This is a genomic window from Pseudomonas sp. P7759 (genome assembly GCF_013386445.1).
In the GTDB taxonomy this organism is placed as follows: domain Bacteria; phylum Pseudomonadota; class Gammaproteobacteria; order Pseudomonadales; family Pseudomonadaceae; genus Aquipseudomonas; species Aquipseudomonas azotoformans_A.
Genome location: NZ_JACART010000006.1, coordinates 317,451 through 337,084 on the forward strand (window position 1 = coordinate 317,451; position 19,634 = coordinate 337,084).

16 protein-coding genes are annotated in these 19,634 nt (G+C 61.6%); 14 read left to right on the forward strand and 2 right to left on the reverse strand.

Going from position 1 to position 19,634, the window contains the following annotated elements; genetic code table 11:
- Window positions 1-84: 84 nt before the first annotated feature.
- From HX823_RS07450 to HX823_RS07470, 5 genes are all read left to right on the forward strand, one after another.
- A complete protein-coding gene (locus tag HX823_RS07450; protein ID WP_177074545.1) occupies window positions 85-3,135 on the forward strand; it encodes a DUF2339 domain-containing protein in 3,051 nt (1,016 codons plus the stop codon).
- Complete coding sequence (locus HX823_RS07455) at window positions 3,135-4,490, forward strand: DUF3999 domain-containing protein (protein WP_177074546.1); 1,356 nt, start codon at window positions 3,135-3,137, stop codon at window positions 4,488-4,490. The genes HX823_RS07450 and HX823_RS07455 overlap by 1 nt, the downstream gene beginning before the upstream one ends.
- 109 nt (window positions 4,491-4,599) lie before the next feature.
- Window positions 4,600-5,610: a class 1 fructose-bisphosphatase gene (locus HX823_RS07460; RefSeq protein WP_033897713.1), complete on the forward strand. Its 1,011-nt coding sequence runs from the start codon at window positions 4,600-4,602 to the stop codon at window positions 5,608-5,610.
- A 176-nt stretch (window positions 5,611-5,786) separates the two neighbouring features.
- On the forward strand, window positions 5,787-6,041 hold the full coding sequence (locus tag HX823_RS07465; protein WP_033897714.1) for a lipoprotein: 255 nt from the start codon (window positions 5,787-5,789) through the stop codon (window positions 6,039-6,041).
- A gap of 30 nt (window positions 6,042-6,071) precedes the next feature.
- Entirely contained in the window at window positions 6,072-6,641 is a 570-nt protein-coding gene (locus HX823_RS07470) for a lipocalin family protein (RefSeq protein ID WP_038841684.1), read from the forward strand.
- 116 nt (window positions 6,642-6,757) lie between these two features.
- Here HX823_RS07470 and HX823_RS07475 read toward each other — a convergent pair whose 3' ends face one another.
- A complete protein-coding gene (locus HX823_RS07475) occupies window positions 6,758-8,122 on the reverse strand; it encodes a formimidoylglutamate deiminase (RefSeq protein ID WP_177074547.1) in 1,365 nt (454 codons plus the stop codon).
- 147 nt (window positions 8,123-8,269) lie between these two features.
- On the opposite strand from HX823_RS07475, the gene hutC reads away from it, so the two are divergent.
- Window positions 8,270-8,980 carry a histidine utilization repressor gene (hutC, locus tag HX823_RS07480; protein WP_232920667.1) on the forward strand — a complete coding sequence of 237 codons (711 nt, stop codon included), beginning with the start codon at window positions 8,270-8,272 and terminating at the stop codon, window positions 8,978-8,980.
- Window positions 8,977-9,534, forward strand: coding sequence for a HutD family protein (locus tag HX823_RS07485; RefSeq protein ID WP_033897716.1), 558 nt, complete (start codon window positions 8,977-8,979; stop codon window positions 9,532-9,534). The genes hutC and HX823_RS07485 overlap by 4 nt, the downstream gene beginning before the upstream one ends.
- A 42-nt stretch (window positions 9,535-9,576) precedes the next feature.
- Here HX823_RS07485 and HX823_RS07490 read toward each other — a convergent pair whose 3' ends face one another.
- On the reverse strand, window positions 9,577-9,975 hold the full coding sequence (locus HX823_RS07490; RefSeq protein ID WP_156487790.1) for a hypothetical protein: 399 nt from the start codon (window positions 9,973-9,975) through the stop codon (window positions 9,577-9,579).
- A 454-nt stretch (window positions 9,976-10,429) separates the two neighbouring features.
- Here HX823_RS07490 and hutU point away from each other — a divergent pair, with 454 nt between their 5' ends.
- From hutU to hutH (HX823_RS07525), 7 genes are all read left to right on the forward strand, one after another.
- Window positions 10,430-12,115, forward strand: a complete 1,686-nt coding sequence (hutU, locus tag HX823_RS07495; protein WP_016979142.1) for a urocanate hydratase — start codon at window positions 10,430-10,432, stop codon at window positions 12,113-12,115.
- 43 nt (window positions 12,116-12,158) lie between these two features.
- Window positions 12,159-13,604, forward strand: a complete 1,446-nt coding sequence (locus HX823_RS07500) for a cytosine permease (protein ID WP_038844751.1) — start codon at window positions 12,159-12,161, stop codon at window positions 13,602-13,604.
- A 69-nt stretch (window positions 13,605-13,673) separates the two neighbouring features.
- Window positions 13,674-14,639 (forward strand): ABC transporter substrate-binding protein, encoded by a 966-nt coding sequence (locus tag HX823_RS07505; RefSeq protein WP_038844753.1) that lies wholly within the window; start codon window positions 13,674-13,676, stop codon window positions 14,637-14,639.
- A 71-nt stretch (window positions 14,640-14,710) separates the two neighbouring features.
- Window positions 14,711-15,562, forward strand: a complete 852-nt coding sequence (locus HX823_RS07510) for a proline/glycine betaine ABC transporter permease (protein ID WP_010213842.1) — start codon at window positions 14,711-14,713, stop codon at window positions 15,560-15,562.
- Window positions 15,559-16,383 (forward strand): glycine betaine/L-proline ABC transporter ATP-binding protein, encoded by an 825-nt coding sequence (locus HX823_RS07515; protein ID WP_050572407.1) that lies wholly within the window; start codon window positions 15,559-15,561, stop codon window positions 16,381-16,383. The genes HX823_RS07510 and HX823_RS07515 overlap by 4 nt, the downstream gene beginning before the upstream one ends.
- A gap of 16 nt (window positions 16,384-16,399) precedes the next feature.
- The gene (gene hutH / locus HX823_RS07520) at window positions 16,400-17,908 is read left to right on the forward strand and encodes a histidine ammonia-lyase (RefSeq protein WP_177074548.1); all 1,509 of its coding nucleotides are present in this window, start codon (window positions 16,400-16,402) and stop codon (window positions 17,906-17,908) included.
- 32 nt (window positions 17,909-17,940) lie between these two features.
- Complete coding sequence (gene hutH, locus HX823_RS07525) at window positions 17,941-19,479, forward strand: histidine ammonia-lyase (protein ID WP_152514709.1); 1,539 nt, start codon at window positions 17,941-17,943, stop codon at window positions 19,477-19,479.
- Window positions 19,480-19,634: the final 155 nt, after the last annotated feature.

The window sequence follows — 19,634 nt, forward strand, 5'->3', positions numbered from 1 at the left end:
GTTTTCCAGATCTGTGCCCCAAGGCCCAACCTCTGTTGGGCCTTGTCGATATACTAGGCCTCGGTTTGCTTAGGGATATCGACCATGCAATGGATTTTCATGCTGATTGGCCTGGTGCTCGGCTGGACGCTCGACGAGTCGTTCAGTGATGCGGGCATCGGTGCGCTGCTGGGGTTGGGCATTGGCCAGGCGATTCGCCTGACGCAGCTGTCGGCCAAGGCGGACCAGCAGGCGCGTCAGTTGGAAACCACGCAGAAGTCGCTGATTGCGCTGGGCGAACGCCTGCGGCAGTTGGAAGTCCCTGCGCCTGCAAGCAGCATGAGGGTTGAACCCTCTGTTCCTGAATCGGCACCTGTCGCCAAGTCGCCCGAATTGGTGTGGGAGCTGCCTGCCGAATTGGCACCCGTTGCCCTGGTCCCTGAGCCAAGCCAGCCGCTGTTGGATGACGTGTGGACGCCAGCGCCGACGCCTAAAGCACCCGCAACCCCTCGCGGCCCGAACCTGATCGAACGCGCCATCGACGGCGCGCGCAATTGGCTGCTCGGCGGCAACACCGTGCTGCGCGTCGGCGTGGTGCTGTTATTCCTCGGCCTGGCCTTCCTGCTGCGTTATGCCACTGAAGGCATGGTGGTGCCGATCGAGCTGCGGTACGCCGGTGTTGCCGCCGCTGCATTGGGCCTGCTGGGCCTGGGCTGGTGGCTGCGGCTGCGCAACAGCAACTACGGCTTGATGCTGCAAGGTGCGGGTATTGCGGTGTTGTACCTCACAGTATTTGCGGCGATGCGTTTGCATCCGCTGATCGATCCCGGCGCGGCGATGGGCTTGCTGATTGCCGTCACGGTATTTTCAGCGATCCTGGCGATCGCCCAGGATGCGCTCGGCCTGGCCTGTGCGGCAGCGTTGGGCGGTTTTGCGGCGCCGATCCTGGTGTCGACCGGCGCCGGAAGCCATGTGGCGTTGTTCAGCTACTTTGCGTTGCTCAACGCCGGCATTCTCGTGATTGCCTGGTTCAAAGCCTGGCGCCTTCTGAACGTGATCGGTTTTGTAGGCACCTTCGGCATCGGTTTCGCCTGGGGCATGCGCTCTTACACCCCGGAGCTGTTGTGGAGCACCGAGCCGTTCCTGATCCTGTTTTTCGCGATGTACCTGGCCATCGGCCTGTTGTACGCCCGGCGTAAATTGCGGGAGGCGGGCGAGGGCGACAGCCTGGGTGCGCAATGGCGCAAAGGCGACTATGTCGACGGCACCTTGTTGTTCGGCCCGCCGCTGGTGGGCTTTGGCTTGCAGTTCGCGCTGGTGCAACACCTTGAGTTCGCCGCTGCGTTCAGTGCGCTGGGCCTGGGCATCCTTTACATGGTCTTGGCGCGTGTACTCAGTGGCGGGCGCGCCGTGCTCCTGACGGAAACCTGTCTGGCCCTGGGCGTGATCTTCGCCAGCCTGGCCATCCCCTTGGGGTTCGATGCGCGCTGGACGGCTGCGGCGTGGGCTGTCGAAGGCGCCGGGATCTTCTGGCTCGGTCTACGCCAGCATCGCCCCGTGGCGCGGGCGTTCGCCTTGCTGCTGCAACTGGGTTCGCTGTTCGCCTTCCTCAGCGAGCTGCGCGATGGCCAGGACACGTTGCTGCAGGGGCCTCCACTAGGGGCGTTGTTGCTGGGCGCGGCATTGTTGTTCAGCTTTTATCAACTACACAAAGCCGCGCCGGAACAGACCCGGCGTTGGGAGCGCATCGGCGCTCCGGCACTCGCCGTACTCGGCCTGGGTTGCGCCTACCTTCTGGCGCCGCTGTTGTTTTCGACCCAAGGCAGCATCGTCAGTTGGGCAGTTGCTGGCCTCGCGACCGTGTGGGCGGGCCAGCGTATCGGCTCGCCAGTGATGGTGCGCTGTGGCGTTGCTGTGCAAGTGCTTGCGGGCGCGCTGTTTGCCCTCGACCCGGTGAACAATGCCTGGACGCCGATGATTATTGCCTTGGCGGCAATGCTCGGCGCCTGGCGCTTACCCCGTGGCCGCTTGTCCGCAGGTCTTTTGGCCTGGGGCGTGGCGTGGTGGGCGCTGGCGGTGATCATTGAAGTGTGGCGCTTGGCACCTGCGGCGTTGCACGCGCCGCTGTTGCTGCTGGCGGCTGCGCTGAGCGGGGTGATCTGGGCGGCAGTGGCGCCGCGTTTGCGCTGGGAGGCGTTGGGTATCGCCAGCACGTTGCTGATGCCTGCGGCGGGCCTGGTGTTGTGGGGCGCGTGGACCGAGTATTACCACCCGGCCGCGCAGTTCGGCTGGCTGGCCTGGCTGGCGGTGTTCGTGGTGCATTTCATCTCGCTGCGGCGTTTGACGGCATTGGTGCCTGGAAAAGTCTTGAGCGCGGCTCATGTGCTGGGCTGCTGGATGCTGATCGGCGTGCTGGCGCTGGAATTGCGCTATGGCCTGCTGGTGCTGTCGAGCGAATACAACGCCTGGCGCTGGCTGGGCTGGGCGATCCTGCCAAGCCTGTACCTGGTGCTGGCCGCCGCGCCGCGCAGTTGGCCGTGGCCCGTTTCGGCATATCCAAGGGAATACCGCGTGCTCGCCGCGTTGCCGCTGGCGGTGCTGATGCTCGGTTGGTTCTGGCTGGCGAATATCTTCAGTGACGGCACGGCCAAGCCGCTGCCCTATGTGCCGCTGCTCAACCCGCTGGACTTGGGCTTGTTGTTCGCGCTGCTGGGCATTTACCTGTGGTCGCGCAGTGTGGCGCCGGAGCGTGGGCCGCGTGTCGAGCTGATTGCCCAGGGCGTGGCCGGCATTTCGCTGTTCGCCTTTTTTACTGCGCTGGTGATGCGCACAGCCCACCATTGGGGCGGCGTGCCGTTTTATCTGGATGCGCTGCTGGAGTCCATGTTGGTGCAGGCTGGCCTGTCGATCGTCTGGACCCTGATCGCCCTCGGCCTGATGATCGGCGGCCACCTGCGCCATCGCCGCGAAGTGTGGCTGATCGGTGCGGCACTGATTGCGGTGGTGGTGGCCAAGCTGTTCTTTGTCGAGCTGAGCAATCGTGGCGGCTTGGCGCGGATCGTGTCGTTTATCGGCGTGGGCGGTTTGTTGCTGGTGGTGGGCTACTTTGCGCCGCTGCCGCCCAAACGCGTTGAAACTGAGGGAGCGTCTTCTTGATGGGCAAGCTGAGTCTGAGTGGGTTGACGGTGTGGATGCTGTGCTCGGCGGCGTTTGCTCAAGAACGTCCGGCCGATTTCGCCACCCAGGTGCCGCTGGCCGTGAGCGGCACGGGTCCCTGGTATCGCCTGGAGCTGCCATTGGCGGTTCAACTAAGTGCACGTCAGGCCGATCTCAGCGATGTGCGGGTATTCAACGCTGCCGGTGAACCCCAGGCCTATGCGTTGTCGCGTCAGTCCGCGCAACGCTCCGAGACTCGCAACGTCACCGACGTGAAGTGGTTCCCGCTGTACGCTGCCGATACCGAGCAAGCCTTGCCCGACGTGGTGATGAAGGCCACCACCACAGGCACCCTGGTGGAAATCACGCCATCCTCTGCGCCCAAACCCGGCAAGCAAGTGCTGCGCGGCTGGGTGTTGGACGCCAGTGCAATCAAGGCGCCTTTGCAGCAATTGAGCCTGGACTGGAGCCATGAGCAAGAAGGCTTCCAGCGTTTCAGCATTGAAGCCAGTGATGACTTGCAGCACTGGCAAGCCTGGGGCGATGGGCAAGTGGCGCGCTTGTCATTTGCCGACGAACGGGTCGAGCAGCATGACGTGAGCCTGCCGGGGCAATCGGCGCGTTACTTGCGCCTGGTCTGGCAAGGCCAGGCCGCGCCATTGCTGACCTCTGCCCAGTTGGTGAGTGCCACCCGCAGCCACTTGCCCCTGCCATTGGTATGGTCGCAACCGTTGGCGGGCACGCGGCTCAAGGCCGGGGAATACAGCTGGCAGTTGCCCACGGGGCTGAGTCTTGAGCGGCTGCGCATCGAGTTGAAACAACCCAACACCTTGGCGCCCGTGACGCTGGCGGGGCGCAGGGACAGCCAGCAGGCCTGGCAGCCCCTGAGCAATGGCGTGCTGTATCGCCTGACCCAGAATGGTCGGGACGTGGTGCAGGATGAATTGCAGCTGCCGGGCCAGACGGTTGCCGAACTCAAGTTGACCGTCGATGAGCGCGGTGGCGGCCTGGGGGGCGAGGCGCCGGCGCTGCGTTTTGCGGTGCGTGCTACGCAGTTGGTGTTCCTGGCGCGGGGCGAGCCGCCGTTCATCCTGGCGCTGGGCAATGCGTCGGCCAAGGCGGCGAACCTCCCGCTCTCGACCTTGATCCCCGACTACAGCGCCGAGCGTCTCAAGACGTTGGGGCAGGCAACGGTCACCGGGGAAATCGCCACTGCGCCGCCCGCGGTCGCGCCCGCTGCCGATACCGCAACAGACTGGAAAAAACTCGGCCTCTGGGCCGTGTTGCTGCTCGGCGTGGCGGCACTGGGCGCCATGGCCTACAGTTTGCTGCGCAAGCCGCCGGTGGCACGTTAAATAAAGTCCATGAACTCTATTGGGTTTAAATCCTCTGATAGGAGGAAATACGCCCCGACTCGCGTTAAACTGCGCGGGTTTTCAAGCCCCCCCTTTTCCGGAGCCTTACATGTCCCGCGTTACCTTGAGTCGCTATTTGATTGAGCAGACCCGCAGCAACAACACGCCTGCCGATCTGCGCTTCCTTATCGAAGTGGTGGCGCGTGCTTGCAAGGAAATCAGCCACGCCGTGTCCAAAGGCGCACTGGGTGGTGTCCTGGGCAGCATGGGCACCGAAAACGTGCAGGGCGAAGTGCAGAAAAAACTCGACGTGATCTCCAACGAGATCCTGCTTGAAGCCAACGAATGGGGCGGTCACCTGGCCGGCATGGCGTCCGAAGAAATGGACAATGCCTACCAGATCCCCGGCAAATACCCGAAAGGCGCCTACCTGCTGGTGTTCGACCCACTGGACGGTTCGTCCAACATCGACATCAACGCTCCGGTTGGTACGATCTTCTCGGTACTGCGTTGCCCGAACGAATACCTGAGCCAGAACGAGCCGCTGAACGAGAAAGCGTTCCTGCAGCCAGGTACCCAACAGGTTGCTGCCGGCTACGCCATCTACGGCCCACAGACCATGCTGGTGCTGACCTTGGGCGACGGCGTCAAGGGCTTCACCCTGGACCGCGAAATGGGCAGCTTCGTACTGACCCACGAAGACATCACCATTCCTGCTTCTACTCAGGAATTTGCGATCAACATGTCCAACCAGCGCCACTGGGAAGAACCTGTGACCCGCTACGTGGGCGAGTTGATGGCCGGTGAAGAAGGCCCGTTGAAGAAAAACTTCAACATGCGCTGGGTCGCTGCGATGGTTGCCGACGTGCACCGTATCCTGACCCGTGGTGGCCTGTTCATGTACCCACGCGACAGCCGCGAGCCGTCCAAGCCAGGCAAACTGCGCCTGATGTACGAAGCCAACCCGATGTCCTTCCTGGTTGAGCAAGCCGGCGGCGCGTCCACCGACGGCCACCAGCGCATTCTCGACATCCAGCCTGAAGGCCTGCACCAGCGTGTGGCGGTGTTCCTGGGTTCGAAGGAAGAAGTTGAGCGGGTGACGGCGTATCACAAGAAGTAACGTGATGCGATAAGTGGCTGGCGTTGTTGTGAGCCGGTTCACCCTTGAAGAAGCCCCGAAACGTTTCAGCGTTTTCGGGGCTTTTTTGTTTTCGCTCATCGGGAACCAGACACCTCTTTTCCCTTCTAAGCTTCTGGCAGATACCCACGCTGCTTCGTCCCTCCAGGAGTTTTTCCATGTCGTTACGCCGTCTCGCTTTGCTGGCTTTTTGCGTGCTGTTGGCCGCTTGCAGCAAGGTCAACCAAGAAAATTATCAAAAATTGTCGGCTGGCATGGCCAAGGCTGAAGTGGAGTCGTTGCTGGGCAAGCCAACCGATTGCTCCGGCGCGCTGGGCATGTCCAGTTGCACCTGGGGCGATAAAAACAGCTTTATCAGCGTTCAATATGCCGGTGACAAGGTTCTGATGTTTTCCGGGCAAGGCCTGAAGTAAACCGGGGCGAGAGCCTGCGGGAGAAGAAGAATGATCCGTTTTGTTTTGTTCCTTTGTGCCAGCCTGTTTTTGGCGGGCTGCGCCAGCCATTCTGGCGATGATCTGCAACCCAAGACAGCGAGCAACGTCAATCTCAAGCGTTACCAGGGCACCTGGTATGAGTTGGCTCGATTGCCGATGTACTTCCAGCGCAACTGCGCGCAGTCCGAAGCCCGCTACACCTTGTTGCCCGATGGCGACATGTCGGTGTTCAACCGCTGCCTGACGACCGAATGGAAGTGGGAAGAAGCCAAGGGCACCGCCACCCCGCAAGTGCCTGGCAAGACCGACAAGCTCTGGGTGGAATTCAACAATTGGTTCACCGCGCTGTTGCCGGGCGTCGCCAAGGGCGATTACTGGGTGCTGTACGTCAGTGATGACTACAAGACCGCGATTGTGGGCAGCCCGAGCCGGCGTTACATGTGGATATTGTCGCGCACGCCGACGGTCAGTGCGGACACCCGCGAAGACCTGCTGAGCAGGGCGCGGCAGCAGGGGTATGACACCACGCGGTTGATCTGGCGCACGTCGGACAAGCAGATGGCGAAGACCTCGCAATAACCCTGAATAAACGCGGACTAAAATGTGTGAGCGGGCTTGCTCGCGAAAGCGGTGGATCAGTCGGCAGATGTATTGGCTGACGAACCGCTTTCGCGAGCAAGCCCGCTCCCACAGTTTTAACCGAGTAGGTCCTTCAGGACTTGTGTGAATGCGCGATTGCTGTCTTCTTCGCCAGCGTGCCGCCCATCGCGCACCACCCACTTTCCGTTCACCAGCACATCCCGTACTTGCCGATCGCCGCCCGCAAACAACCAGCGATTGAGAATCCCATCCTCAGTCGCCGTCGCCAGGTAGGGATCATTGCCATCCAGCACTATCCAATCCGCACGCTTGCCCACTTCCAGCCGACCAATCGGCTGGCCCAACGCCTGGGCACCGCCGTCCAGCGCGGCGTCAAACAGCGTACGGCCGACCATCGGCTGATCACTGCGATACAAACGATTACGCCGCTGATCGCGCAGGCGCTGACCATATTCCAACCAGCGCAGCTCTTCTACCACGCTCAATGACACATGGCTGTCGGAGCCGATACCCATGCGTCCGCCCTGGGCCAGAAAGTCCACCGCCGGGAAGATCCCATCACCCAGGTTGGCCTCGGTGGTCAGGCACAAGCCGGCAATCGCGCGGCTCTTGGCCATGCGTGCGACTTCATCCGCATCGGCATGAGTGGCGTGCACCAGGCACCAGCGTTCATCCACTTCAACATTGTCATACAGCCATTGCAGCGGGCGCTTGCCGCTCCAGGCCAGGCAGTCATCGACTTCCTTTTGCTGTTCGGCGATGTGGATATGCACCGGGCACGCCTTGTCGCTGGCGGCCAGCACATCATTGATTTGCTGCGGCGTGACTGCGCGCAGCGAGTGGAAGCACAGCCCCAACTGCTGCGCCGGTTGTGCGGCGAGGAGGGGTTTCAACCGCGCCTGCAGGTCCAGGTAGTTTTCAGTGCTGTTGATAAACCGCCGCTGGCCTTCATTTGGCGCCTGGCCGCCAAACCCGGAGTGGGTGTAAAGCACGGGCAGCAGTGTCAGGCCAATCCCGCTGCTGGCCGCTGCCTGGCTGATCTGTCGCGACAGTTCCGTGCGATCGGCATACGGCTGGCCGCTGACGTCATGGTGTACGTAGTGGAATTCGGCCACCGACGTGTAGCCGGCCTTGAGCATCTCGATATACAGCTGGCGCGCGATCACCTGCAATTGGTCCGGGCTGATCTTGCCCACCATGCGATACATCAGGTCGCGCCAGGTCCAGAAACTGTCATTCGGGTTGCCGGCAACTTCCGCCAAACCCGCCATGGCGCGTTGAAACGCATGGGAATGCAGGTTCGGCATACCTGCTAAAACCGGTCCTCTCAGCCGTTCGGCAGCCTCTGCGCTGGCGTTGGCCTCAACCTTTGTCAGCCGCCCATCGGCGCTGACTTCAAGACGTACATCATTGGCCCATCCATTAGGCAGCAGCGCGCGTTCGGCAAAGAAAGCGGACATGATCAAGGCACCCCGGTCGTGTGTTTATTTGTATATACATATACAGACGTTTGCCTGCTCGGTAAACTCCGGCAATCTATGCATCTTTTCCCCCTGCAAGGATTCCCTGTGCCGACTCCGCCTGCCAAGTCTTCGCTGGCTGCCCACATGGACGAAAGTCCGGCGCCCTTGTATGCCCGCGTCAAACAAATGATCAGCCAGCAGATTCTCAACGGCAACTGGCCGCCCCATTACCGCGTGCCGTCGGAGAGCGAACTGGTTAGCCAGCTGGGTTTCAGCCGCATGACCATCAACCGCGCCCTGCGCGAGCTCACCGCTGAAGGTTTGCTGGTGCGCATGCAAGGTGTCGGCACCTTTGTCGCCGAGCCCAAGAGCCAGTCAGCCCTGTTCGAAGTGCACAACATTGCCGATGAGATCGCCTCCCGCGGTCATCGGCATACTTGCCAGGTCATCCACCTGGGCGAAGAGGCCGCCGGTTCCGAGCGCGCCGTCGCCTTGGAGATGCGTGAAGGCGGGCGCGTTTTCCATTCATTGATCGTTCACTTCGAAAACGATATTCCCGTGCAAATCGAAGACCGTTTCGTCAATGCCCTGGTCGCGCCGGAGTACCTTCAACAGGATTTCACCCAGCAAACGCCGTATGCCTACCTGAACCAGGTGGCGCCACTGACCGAAGGCGAGCACGTGGTCGAAGCCATCCTTGCCGACGCCGCCGAGTGCAAGCTGCTGCAGATCGAACCCACCGAACCGTGCCTGTTGATTCGCCGACGCACCTGGTCGGGTCGCCAACCGGTGACCGCCGCGCGTTTGATCCACCCCGGTTCCCGTCACAGCCTGGAAGGACGTTTCAGTAAATGAGTTCCGTAAAAGTCTGGCGCGCCGCCGATTACGTACGCATGCCCTGGAAAAACGGCGGCGGCAGCACCGAAGAAATCACCCGTGATGCCGGTACAGGGCTGGATGGCTTTGGTTGGCGCTTGTCGATTGCGGATATCGCTGAGTCCGGCGGCTTCTCCACCTTTGCCGGCTACCAGCGCGTGATCACCGTGATCCAGGGCGCTGGCATGGTGTTGACCGTAGACGGCGAAGAACAACGCGGGTTGCTGCCGCTGCAAGCTTTTGCGTTCAAGGGTGACAGCCAGGTGTCATGCCGTTTGATTACCGGGCCGATCCGCGACTTCAACCTGATCTATTCGCCCCAGCGTTACCACGCACGGCTGCAATGGATCGATGGCGAACAGCGCTTCTTCAGCACCGCGCAGACGGTGCTGGTGTTCAGTGTTGCGGATGAAGTGAAGGTGCTGGACCAGAAACTTGGCCATCACGACTGCCTGCAAGTGGACGGTAACACTGACCTGCTGGAGGTTGCCGTGAGCGGTCGCTGTTGTGTTATCGAACTGAGCAACCGCTGAGCGCTTGTATGACCGGCGCTCAGCCAGTATGGAGAGATGGGTTTACTTAACGCACATCAGTTGAAAGCCCATCGAAGAATCGCCCGCGGGTTTGTTGTCTCCCACTTTCAGCGTTAAAACGTTGACGTAGTTGATCGCCGGGACGCTCCCCAACTTGGCGTGGCCGTAGAAGATGTGATCATTGGAGCTGACGTCCGTCACCGACACGGTGCAAAACCGTGGCGCGTCCTTGAACACTCCCGGCACAAACCTGACTTTGTAATCGGAGAAGTAATCAGGTTGGGCGGTGAGTTTCACGTCCTTGATCCACTTGGGTGACTGCGCAGTAACTTTTCCTGTTTTATCAAGGGTCGCAGTAAAGGTGGCGGCAATGGCCTGGACTGAAGCCATGCTTGTCGCCATGAGTACGATAAAGATGCCTGCCCGTTTTAGAGTGGTCACGATAAGTCTTCCAGGGTGTTGGGTGTGTGAAAGCCGACTCTAAACCACTGAATATACGAAAAAATCCGTTTTTACTGGGCTACAGATAACTCAGAAAAATCGTCGTTGGGACGCGCCTTTTGCCTGGCAGGCCAGGCGCGCTATTTCACTGCTACGCATGCCCACCCTCGCTTCCCAACCGTGCGCACCATTTTGTTACCGAATGCCCCAATGCGGCGCAACGCTGCGTTGTGGTGACAAACCCCTCTCCCGGCAAGAAACGTCTGCAAGAAATTTCATCAAGCCTCAAAGCCTCAATTTCCAAGGCTTGCACACCCCTCCACGAAAAATCCCGACGACGCCTTTCTAAAGTTGGCCGCTTGATTGCATATGCTTGTATGTACAAGTAAAGATGTGTGCGTAAGACTCTCCTTCGCACCATCCATGTTCGCGCATCGTGCCGAGGAGTCCAGCAGTGACCGATTTTTCTAAAGCCAAGCCTACAAAATACCGCGACGTCGAAATCCGTGCCGCCCACGGTAACAAGCTCACCGCCAAAAGCTGGCTGACTGAAGCGCCGCTGCGCATGCTGATGAACAACCTCGACCCACAAGTGGCCGAGAACCCGAAAGAATTGGTGGTGTACGGCGGTATCGGCCGTGCGGCGCGCAACTGGGAGTGCTACGACCAGATCGTCGAGAGCCTCACCAACCTGAATGACGACGAAACCCTGCTGGTGCAATCCGGCAAGCCGGTCGGCGTATTCAAGACCCACAGCAATGCCCCGCGTGTACTGATCGCCAACTCCAACCTGGTGCCGCACTGGGCCAGTTGGGAACACTTCAACGAACTGGATGCCAAGGGCCTGGCCATGTACGGCCAGATGACCGCTGGCAGCTGGATCTACATCGGCAGCCAGGGCATCGTCCAAGGCACCTACGAAACCTTCGTCGAAGCCGGTCGCCAGCATTACAACAGCGACCTGACTGGCCGTTGGGTACTCACCGCCGGTCTCGGCGGCATGGGCGGCGCGCAACCTTTGGCCGCGACCCTCGCCGGCGCGTGCTCGCTGAACATTGAGTGCCAGCAGGTCAGCATCGACTTCCGCCTCAACAGCCGTTATGTCGACGAACAAGCCACCGACCTCGACGATGCTTTGGCGCGTATCGCCAAGTACACCAAAGAAGGCAAGGCCATCTCCATTGCCCTGCTAGGTAACGCGGCGGAAATCCTGCCGGAACTGGTCAAGCGCGGCGTGCGCCCGGACATGGTCACCGACCAGACCAGCGCCCACGACCCACTCAACGGCTACCTGCCAGCCGGCTGGACCTGGGACGAATACCGCGCCCGCGCCAAGACCGAGCCGGCTGCTGTGATCAAGGCCGCCAAGCAGTCGATGGCCGTGCACGTCAAAGCCATGCTGGAATTCCAGAAACAAGGCATCCCGACCTTCGACTACGGCAACAACATCCGCCAGATGGCCCAGGAAGAAGGCGTGGAAAACGCCTTCGACTTCCCAGGTTTCGTCCCGGCCTACATCCGCCCACTGTTCTGCCGTGGCATCGGCCCGTTCCGTTGGGCGGCGCTGTCCGGCGACCCACAAGACATCTACAAGACCGACGCCAAGGTCAAAGAACTGATCCCCGACGACGCTCACCTGCACAACTGGCTGGACATGGCGCGCGAGCGCATCAGCTTCCAGGGCCTGCCGGCGCGTATCTGCTGGGTGGGCCTGGGCCAGCGCGCCAAGCTCGGCCTGGCGTTCAACGAAATGGTACGCAGCGGCGAGCTGTCGGCACCGGTGGTGATCGGCCGTGATCACTTGGACTCCGGTTCGGTATCCAGCCCGAACCGCGAAACCGAAGCCATGCAGGACGGTTCCGACGCCGTGTCCGACTGGCCGCTGCTCAACGCCTTGCTCAACACCGCCAGCGGCGCGACCTGGGTTTCGCTGCACCACGGCGGCGGCGTGGGCATGGGCTTCTCTCAGCACTCCGGCATGGTCATCGTCTGCGACGGTACCGACGAAGCGGCCGAGCGTATTGCCCGCGTACTGCACAACGACCCGGCCACCGGGGTGATGCGTCACGCAGACGCCGGCTACCAGATCGCGATTGATTGCGCCAAGGAGCAGGGCTTGAACCTGCCGATGATCAAGTAAGCCAGCACCACCCTGACAACAATCCATCAGAGGTTGAACACCCATGGCTGCAAATGACACCACCCCGTTGATCGAGAAACGTTCGATCGACTACATCCCGGAAGCGGAAAGACACGGTCGTCTATTGAGCCAGTTCACCCTGTGGATGGGTGCCAACCTGCAGATCACCGCGATTGTTACCGGGGCCTTGGCCGTGGTGCTGGGCGGTGATGTGTTCTGGTCGTTGATCGGCCTGTTGGTCGGTCAGCTGATCGGTGGCGGTGTGATGGCGTTGCATGCGGCGCAAGGGCCCAAGCTGGGCCTGCCGCAGATGATCTCCAGCCGGGTGCAGTTTGGCGTGTACGGCGCGGCGATTCCGATCGTGCTGGTGTGCCTGATGTACCTCGGCTTCACCGCCACCGGCACGGTATTGTCCGGTCAGGCGCTGGGCCAGTTGTTCGGGGTCAGCGACAGCATCGGCATCCTGATCTTCGCCAGTGTCATTGTGCTGGTCACGGTGTTGGGTTACCGGGTAATCCATTTCATCGGTCGTGTCGCCAGCGTCATTGGCGTGATCGCCTTTGTCTACCTGTTCAGCCGTCTGATGAGCCAGACCGACGTTGGCGCACTCCTGCAGATCCGCCACTTCAGCTGGAGCAGCTTCCTGCTGGCGGTGTCGCTTGCGGCGTCCTGGCAGATCGCTTTCGGCCCTTACGTGGCGGACTACTCGCGCTATTTGCCGAGCAAGACCTCTTCGGTAAAAACCTTTCTCGCCGCCGGTGCCGGCTCGGTGATTGGCGCGCAGGTGGCGATGGTTCTCGGCGTGTTTGCCGCGGCCATGTCCAACGGGCAATTCGCCGGTCATGAAGTGGCCTACATCGTCGGCTTGAGTGGCACTGGGGCCACTGCGGCGCTGCTGTACTTCAGCATCGCGTTCGGCAAGGTCACCATCTCTACGCTCAACTCCTACGGCAGCTTCATGTGCATCGCGACCATCATCAGCGGCTTCCGTGGCCGCCTGGAGGTCACGCGCTTGCAACGCCTGGTGTTCGTGCTGGCGATTGTCGGCACCGCGACCTTGATCGCCTTGCTCGGCCAGCACTCGTTCCTCGGTGCGTTCAAGTCTTTCATCCTGTTCCTGCTGGCGTTCTTCACGCCCTGGAGCGCGATCAACCTGGTGGACTACTACTGCATCACCCGTGAGCGTTATGACGTACCGGCGCTGGCCGATCCGAACGGTCGCTACGGTCGCTGGAACCTGCTGGGGATCAGCGTGTACGTGTTCGGCGTGCTGGTGCAACTGCCGTTCATCTCCACCAAGTTCTACACCGGTCCTTTGGTGGCCGCGCTGGGTGATGTGGACATTTCCTGGATCATCGGTCTGGTACTGCCGGCAGCGCTGTATTACCTGTGTGCGAAAAAATGGCACGGCACGGTGCCCGATCAACTGATCCTGCCAACAGAGCAGGGCGCTATACCAACAACAACCGGGCTGGCGGCACAAGCCTGATGGGACGTGGACAGGGCAGGATGCCTACTGACTGCCGTAATCCATTTCAAGATTGGGAGCGTCACAACAATGAAAATGCATAAGACCCTGATGGCCACCCTGCTCTCTGCAGGTTTGCTGGCAAGCGCTGGCGCCCAGGCGGCCGGCTGGTGCGAATCCGGCAAGCCGGTGAAATTCGCAGGCCTGAACTGGGAAAGCGGCATGTTGCTCACCGACATCCTGCAAACCGTGCTGGAAAAAGGCTACGACTGCAAAACCGACAGCCTGCCGGGCAACTCCATCACCATGGAAAACGCCCTGAGCAGCAACGACATCCAGGTCTTTGCCGAAGAGTGGGTGGGCCGCAGTGAAGTCTGGAACAAGGCCGAGAAGGCCGGCAAAGTCGTCGGCGTCGGCGCCCCGGTAGTCGGTGCCATCGAAGGCTGGTACGTGCCGCGTTATGTGATCGAAGGCGATGCCAAGCGCAAGCTGGAAGCCAAGGCTCCGGACCTGAAAAATATTGCTGACCTGGCCAAGTACGCTGCGGTGTTCAAGGACCAGGAAGAGCCCTCCAAAGGCCGTTTCTACAATTGCCCGGCCGGTTGGACCTGCGAGCTGGACAACAGCGAAATGCTGAAAAGCTATGGCCTGGAAAATTCCTACACCAACTTCCGCCCAGGCACCGGCCCGGCGTTGGATGCGGCGGTGTTGTCGAGCTACAAGCGCGGCGAGCCGATCCTGTTCTACTACTGGTCGCCAACCCCGCTGATGGGTCAGGTCGACCTGGTCAAGCTGGAAGAAAAACCCGGTGTGGATAAAAGCGTGAGCATCAAGGTCGGCCTGTCCAAGACCTTCCACGAGCAAGCCCCGGAACTGGTGGCCGTGCTGGAAAAGGTCAACCTGCCGATCGACCTGCTGAACCAGAACCTGGGTCGCATGGCCAAGGAGCGAATTGAGTCGCCAAAACTGGCGAAAATTTTCCTCAAGGAACATCCTGAAGTCTGGCACGCCTGGGTGAGCGACGACGCAGCCAAGAAAATCGACGCGGCCTTGTAGGTCAAGCGTGCCCGGCTACCCTGAGGGGCAGCCGGGCGCCTGGCCACAACCCACTGGATCGAGAGCACGATATGTTTCCTGAGAGTTTTACGTTTTCCATCGCCGACTGGGTCAACGGTTGGGTGGACTCATTGGTCACCAACTACGGTGATGTGTTCCGGCACATTTCCGACACCCTGCTATGGGCCATCGTCAACCTGGAAGGGCTGCTGCGCGCAGCGCCCTGGTGGCTGATGCTGGCCATCGTCGGCGGCGTCGCCTGGCACGCCACCCGCAAGGTGGTAACCACGGCGGTGATCGTCGGTTTGCTGTTCCTGGTGGGCGCGGTTGGCCTGTGGGACAAGCTGATGCAGACCCTGGCCTTGATGATGGTCGCCACGGTGATCTCGGTGCTGATCGGCGTGCCGCTGGGCATTCTGTCCGCACGCAGCAATCGCCTGCGCTCGGTGCTGATGCCGCTGCTCGACATCATGCAGACCATGCCGAGCTTCGTGTACCTGATTCCGGTGCTGATGCTGTTCGGCCTGGGCAAGGTCCCGGCGATTTTCGCCACCGTGATCTACGCCGCGCCGCCGCTGATCCGCCTCACCGACTTAGGTATTCGCCAGGTCGACGGCGAAGTCATGGAAGCCATCAACGCCTTTGGTGCCAACCGCTGGCAGCAACTGTTCGGCGTGCAACTGCCGCTGGCCTTGCCGAGCATCATGGCCGGGATCAACCAGACCACCATGATGGCGCTGTCGATGGTAGTGATCGCCTCGATGATCGGCGCCCGAGGCTTGGGTGAAGACGTGCTCGTCGGCATCCAGACCCTCAACGTCGGCCGTGGCCTCGAAGCCGGGCTGGCGATCGTGATTCTCGCAGTGGTCATCGACCGCATTACCCAGGCCTATGGTCGTCCACGGCATGAGGCGAGCAAATGACTACTGTCAGCAAAATCGAAGTTAAAAACGTCTTCAAGATCTTCGGCGCCCGCTCCAAGGATGCGCTGTCGCTGATCGGCCAGGGCAAGACCAAGGACCAGGTGCTGGCCGAGACCGGTTGCGTGGTCGGCGTGAACGATTTGTCGTTGAGCATCGGCACTGGCGAGATCTTCGTGATCATGGGCCTGTCGGGTTCCGGCAAGTCCACCCTGGTGCGCCACTTCAACCGCCTGATCGACCCCACCAGTGGCGCGATCCTGGTGGACGGCGAAGACATCCTGCAACTGGACATGGAAGCCCTGCGCCAATTCCGGCGACACAAGATCAGCATGGTGTTCCAGAGCTTCGGCCTGCTGCCCCACAAGAGCGTGCTCGACAACGTCGCCTACGGCTTGAAGGTACGTGGCGAAACCAAGCAGGTCTGCGCCGAACGCGCCCTGCACTGGATCGAAACCGTGGGCCTCAAGGGCTACGAAAACAAATACCCGCACCAGCTCTCCGGCGGCATGCGCCAGCGCGTCGGCCTGGCCCGCGCCTTGGCGGCGGACACCGACATCATCCTGATGGACGAGGCTTTCAGTGCACTCGACCCACTGATCCGCGCCGAGATGCAGGACCAGTTGCTGGAGCTGCAAAAGACCCTGCACAAAACCATCGTGTTCATCACCCACGACCTCGACGAGGCCGTGCGCATCGGCAACCGCATTGCGATCCTCAAGGACGGCAAGCTGATCCAGGTCGGCACCCCTCGGGAGATCCTGCATTCGCCGGCGGATGAATATGTGGATCGGTTCGTTCAGCGGCGGGCGGCGGTGGTTTGAATTGAAGAGGTCAACCATGTCCCAGGCAACAAAAATCACCCTCGCCGATACGCCGTTGCGCTGGCAGGACGTCGTCGCCGTCGCCCGCCACGGTGCGGTCCTCGAACTCTCGGGCCAGGCCTGGGCACGCATCGACAATGCCCAGGCCATCGTGCAACGCATCGTCACCAGCGGTGAGCGCGCCTATGGCGTGAACACCGGCCTGGGCGCGCTGTGCAATGTGTCGCTCAAGGGCGAACAACTCAGCCAGCTGTCGCGCAATACCTTGCTGAGCCATGCCTGTGGCGTTGGCCCGGTGCTGAGTGACGAGCAGACCCGCGCGATCATCTGCGCGGCGATCATCAACTACAGCCACGGCAAATCCGGCCTGCATCCGCAGGTGGTGCACTCGTTGCTGGCGTTGCTCAACCATGGCATCACACCGCAAGTGCCGTCCCAGGGTTCGGTGGGTTACCTGACCCACATGGCCCATGTGGGCGTGGCCTTGTTGGGCGTGGGCAATGTGAGTTACCGAGGCCGCATCGTTCCGGCTCAAGAGGCCTTAAGCGCGGAAGGATTGCATCCGGTCGTGCTCGGCGCCAAAGACGGCCTGTGCCTGGTCAACGGCACGCCGTGCATGACCGGCCTGAGCTGCCTGGCCCTGGCCGATGCCCATCACTTGCTGCAATGGGCCGACGTGATCGGTGCCATGAGTTTTGAAGCCCAGCGCGGCCAGATCGACGCGTTTGACGAAGAGATCATCGCCTTAAAACCGCACCCAGGCATGCAACACGTCGGCATCAACCTGCGCGCGTTGCTCGATGGCAGTGAAGTGATCGCCAGCAGCAAGGGCATTCGCACCCAGGACGCCTTGAGCATCCGTTCGATCCCACAGATCCACGGTGCAGCCCGCGACCAGGTGGAACACGCCACGCGCCAGATCGAGACCGAACTCAACAGCGCCACCGACAACCCGCTGGTACTCGGCACGCCAGACCATTACCGCGTGGTGTCCCAGGCCAACCCCCACGGACAATCCGTGGCACTGGCGGCGGACATGCTGGCAATCGCCATGGCCGAAATCGGCTCGGTGGCCGAGCGTCGCCTGGACCGCCTGATCAACCCGCATGTCAGTGGCTTGCCGGCGTTTCTGGTGAGCAACCCTGGGGTCAACTCCGGGATGATGATCGTGCAGTACGTCGCCGCTTCGCTGTGTGGGCAAAACCGCCAGTTGGCGCAACCGGCGGTGCTCGACAACTTCGTCACCTCGGGCCTGCAGGAAGACCACCTGTGCATGGGCACCAATGCCGCGCTCAAGCTGCACCAGGTGTTGGCCAACGTGACGCAGATCCTCGCTATCGAGTACTTGCTGGCGGCCCAGGCGTTCGAATTCTTGAAGGACCAGCGCTTCGGCGCCGGCACCGACCGCGCGTGGCGCCTGTTGCGTGAAGTGGTCCCGGCCTACGAGCAGGACCGCTGGCTGGCGCCGGACATTGCGGCCGCTGCCCAACTGCTCAAAAGCACCGACTTACCAAATTTGCACTGAAGCCTTATTCAAAAGAACAATTCAAAAGGAGTATGAATGTGACTGCGCTAAACCTGATTCCAGGCCAACTGAGCCTTGCCCAACTGCGAGCCATCTACCAGCAGCCGGTAACCCTCAGTCTGGATGACAGCGCCACGGCGCAGATCGACGCCAGTGTTGCTTGCGTGGAGCAGATTCTCGCCGAGAACCGCACCGCCTACGGCATCAACACCGGTTTCGGCCTGCTGGCCTCGACCCGCATCGCCAGCGAAGACCTGGAAAACCTCCAGCGTTCCCTGGTGCTGTCCCACGCCGCCGGCGTCGGTGAGCCGATCAGCGATGCGCTGGTGCGGCTGGTCATGGTGCTCAAGGTCAACAGCCTCAGCCGTGGGTTCTCCGGGATCCGCCGCCAGGTGATCGACGCGCTGATCGCGCTGATCAACGCCGAGGTGTACCCGCATATTCCGTTGAAAGGTTCGGTCGGTGCCTCCGGCGACCTGGCGCCCTTGGCGCACATGTCCCTGGTGCTGCTGGGCGAAGGCAAGGCACGCTACAAGGGCGAATGGCTGGAAGCCACCGAAGCGCTGAAAGTCGCCGGCCTGACGCCGCTGACCCTCGCCGCCAAAGAAGGCCTGGCGCTGCTCAACGGCACCCAAGTGTCCACCGCCTATGCCCTGCGTGGCCTGTTCGAAGGCGAAGACCTGTTCGCCGGCGCCCTGGCATGCGGCGCGCTCACCGTGGAAGCAGTGCTGGGTTCGCGCTCACCCTTCGACGCACGCATTCATGCCGCACGCGGCCAGCGTGGGCAGATCGATTCGGCGGCGGCCTATCGTCACCTGCTGGGCGAAAGCAGCCAGGTGTCGCAGTCGCACCAGAACTGCGACAAGGTGCAGGACCCGTACTCGCTGCGCTGCCAACCACAAGTCATGGGCGCGTGCCTGACCCAGTTCCGCCAGGCCGCCGAGGTGCTGGTGGTAGAAGCCAACGCCGTGTCGGATAACCCGCTGGTATTTGCCGCCGAAGGCGACGTGATTTCCGGTGGCAACTTCCACGCCGAGCCGGTGGCCATGGCCGCCGACAATATGGCACTGGCCATCGCTGAAATCGGCTCGCTCAGCGAGCGTCGTATCTCGCTGATGATGGACAAGCACATGTCGCAATTGCCGCCGTTCCTGGTGGGCAATGGCGGTGTGAACTCCGGCTTCATGATCGCCCAGGTGACTGCCGCCGCGCTCGCCAGCGAAAACAAGGCGCTGGCCCATCCCCATAGCGTCGACAGCCTGCCGACCTCGGCCAACCAGGAAGACCACGTGTCCATGGCCCCCGCTGCGGGCAAGCGCCTGTGGGAAATGGCCGAGAACACCCGTGGCGTTCTCGCCGTGGAATGGCTGGCCGCGTGCCAGGGCCTGGACCTGCGCGAAGGCCTGAAAACCTCGCCTGCGCTGGAAAAAGCGCGCGGGATCCTGCGCGACAAAGTGGCGTTCTATGAGAAGGACCGTTTCTTCGCACCGGACATCAACGCCGCCAGCGAACTGCTCGCCAGCCGCTGCCTGAATGAGCTGGTGCCGGCCAAGCTGCTGCCGAGTCTGTAACCGATCCAGAGGACGGCATGCTCCCTGTGGTGAGCGGGCTTGCCCCGCGTTGGGGTGCGCAGCAGCCCCAAAAACTGCCGCCGCGTTCTGCCTGAAGAAATGCGGTGGCAACTTCAGGGCCGCTTCGCGGCCCAGCGCGGGGCAAGCCCGCTCAC

Coding starts and splice junctions, on each gene's coding strand:
- HX823_RS07450 (WP_177074545.1), top strand. CDS start 85: ATGCAATGGATTTTCATGCTGATTGGCCTGGTGCTCGGCTGGACGCTC.
- HX823_RS07455 (WP_177074546.1), top strand. CDS start 3,135: ATGGGCAAGCTGAGTCTGAGTGGGTTGACGGTGTGGATGCTGTGCTCG.
- HX823_RS07460 (WP_033897713.1), top strand. CDS start 4,600: ATGTCCCGCGTTACCTTGAGTCGCTATTTGATTGAGCAGACCCGCAGC.
- HX823_RS07465 (WP_033897714.1), top strand. CDS start 5,787: ATGTCGTTACGCCGTCTCGCTTTGCTGGCTTTTTGCGTGCTGTTGGCC.
- HX823_RS07470 (WP_038841684.1), top strand. CDS start 6,072: ATGATCCGTTTTGTTTTGTTCCTTTGTGCCAGCCTGTTTTTGGCGGGC.
- HX823_RS07475 (WP_177074547.1), bottom strand. CDS start 8,122: ATGTCCGCTTTCTTTGCCGAACGCGCGCTGCTGCCTAATGGATGGGCC.
- hutC (WP_232920667.1), top strand. CDS start 8,270: ATGGACGAAAGTCCGGCGCCCTTGTATGCCCGCGTCAAACAAATGATC.
- HX823_RS07485 (WP_033897716.1), top strand. CDS start 8,977: ATGAGTTCCGTAAAAGTCTGGCGCGCCGCCGATTACGTACGCATGCCC.
- HX823_RS07500 (WP_038844751.1), top strand. CDS start 12,159: ATGGCTGCAAATGACACCACCCCGTTGATCGAGAAACGTTCGATCGAC.
- HX823_RS07505 (WP_038844753.1), top strand. CDS start 13,674: ATGAAAATGCATAAGACCCTGATGGCCACCCTGCTCTCTGCAGGTTTG.
- HX823_RS07510 (WP_010213842.1), top strand. CDS start 14,711: ATGTTTCCTGAGAGTTTTACGTTTTCCATCGCCGACTGGGTCAACGGT.
- HX823_RS07515 (WP_050572407.1), top strand. CDS start 15,559: ATGACTACTGTCAGCAAAATCGAAGTTAAAAACGTCTTCAAGATCTTC.
- hutH (WP_177074548.1), top strand. CDS start 16,400: ATGTCCCAGGCAACAAAAATCACCCTCGCCGATACGCCGTTGCGCTGG.
- hutH (WP_152514709.1), top strand. CDS start 17,941: ATGAATGTGACTGCGCTAAACCTGATTCCAGGCCAACTGAGCCTTGCC.